This window comes from Embleya sp. NPDC025285, assembly GCF_055558835.1.
On the sequence record NZ_JBVHLU010000278.1, the window covers coordinates 1 to 1,840 of the forward strand.

Sequence of the window (1,840 nt, forward strand, 5' to 3'; positions counted from 1 at the left end):
AGCTTGACTCTGTCGGTGATCTTGGAGGTTGGGCTCAGCTGCCGAGAGTTCGCCAGGATTTCGACCGGGGGATCTCGTTCTCGTCCAGGAAGGTCTGGAAGGCGGTCGGGGGTCTCGGTGTAGAGGGTTCCTCGGTCGCTGACTGACTGCTGAGTCGTTCGATGTTCACGGCGATGGCCGTGAGGACGTGTTGCAGGTGGGCTTTCGGCTGTCCTCGATAGCGGCAGTGGCGCATTCCGTGTCCGTGGGCGAACTCGTTGATGGTGCCCTCGACTCCGGAGCGGACCGCGTAGCGGGTCTTCCATTCGGGTGTCTGCTGCTCGGCGCGGACGCGGAGTTGCAGGTCGCGGAGTTCTCGTGGGGGAAAGCCCACCGTCCGGGCGCTGTCGGTGGTGGTGGTGCAGCGGGTGCGGACCGGGCAGGGGCGGCACTGGCTCTTGGTGAACCGGGCCACGATCAGGGGTGCCGCGGTGGGCGAGGAGGTCGGGTAGGGGCCGTGCCAACCTGCGCTGACCTGGCCCTGGGGGCAGGTGACCCGGCGGCGGCCGAAGTCGATGTGGAAGTCGTCGCGGTCGAAGCCTTCGTTCCGGCGGTGTTGGCGGGTGGGGTTGCCCGGCAGCGGCCCGCTGACGGTGACCTGGTGTTCGCGCCTCGCCCGTTCCAGGTGGACCAGGGAGGTGTAGCCGCCGTCGACCAGGTGCTCGTCGGGCAACAGGCTGCGACGCGCCAGCCGGTCGTGGATGCCGGGCAGGGCCTGGCCGTCGTTGGTGGCGGCCGAGGTGGTGGCCACATCCGTGATCACGTTGACGCTCCCGGTGGCACACGTCTCGGTGACATGCGCGGCGAATCCCTTCCAATGGATGACGTGCCCGTGGCGCACGTAGCGCGCCGTGGTGTCGTAGGGCGAGACGATCGCCGAAGACGAGGGCGGCAGGCCGCCCTCGTCCGCCTCGGCAGTGCGCCAGCGGAGGCGGCCTGCCGCGTCGCGGTAGTAGTTCTGCACGACGATCCGCCGCAGAGCCTCGGCCTGCGGGCCGGGCCGGTAGCCCGGTCCGTGGCGGTGGAGGCGTTCCAACAGTTGGTGGGCATCGTCGCCGGCAGCGAGGATCCTGGTCTTGGGCCTCGTGGGGTTCTTGCCCAGGCGGACGGGACGACCGTAGCGGCGCCCCCATTCCTCGTCGACCAGGCCGACCAGCAGGTGCGAAGCGGTACGGGCGACTTCTTCCAGCGCGGCACGGACGGCCTCGGTGACCAGTTCCAGCCGGGTCAGGTCGCGCACCGCGGCCAGGACGTGAGTGGAGTCGGTGCGCTGCGTGGTGCGCTCGCGTACCAGTCCGGCATCCTTCAGGCGCGCGAGCGCGAGGTCGAGAAGACGGTCGGCGCGGTCGTTCCGGGCGATGCGCTCGCGGAAGTCGGCCAGCACACTGTGGTGAAAGCCGGGATCGTCCAGCTCCATGGCCAGGGCATATTTGAAATCGATGCGGCAGCGGACCGCTTCTGCCGCTTGGCGGTCCGACAGGCCCAGCAGGAACTGCAGCACACAGACGGTGGCGAGTTGGGCAGGCGAGAGCCCGGGACGCCCGTCGCGCGGATACCAGCCCGCGAAGTCCTCGTCACTCCACAGTCCGTCCAGCCGGTCTCTGACCCACATCGCCGTCGTCCCGGCCGGATTGCTCGCCCGGGCGATCTGCACGGTCAGAGACGGGACTTGCTCACCGGAACGGGGACGGAGCGACAACGGACACCTCGGTTGCTGATCGGCCTTCGAAACAGCCCCGAGCATGCCCGCCGATCATGCTCGCGCGCCGGGAAACACCAAGATCACCGACAGAGTCAAGCT

The 1,840-nt window shown here is 68.9% G+C and carries 1 protein-coding gene; it reads right to left on the reverse strand.

From position 1 onward, the window contains the following. Positions 1-34 precede the first annotated feature (34 nt). Entirely contained in the window at positions 35-1,651 is a 1,617-nt protein-coding gene (locus ACZ4FV_RS52190) for an IS1182 family transposase (protein ID WP_465328507.1), read from the reverse strand. Positions 1,652-1,840 lie beyond the last annotated feature (189 nt).

Bases quoted from the DNA above. Each gene is read 5' to 3' on its own strand.
- ACZ4FV_RS52190 (WP_465328507.1), bottom strand. From the start codon at position 1,651: ATGTGGGTCAGAGACCGGCTGGACGGACTGTGGAGTGACGAGGACTTC.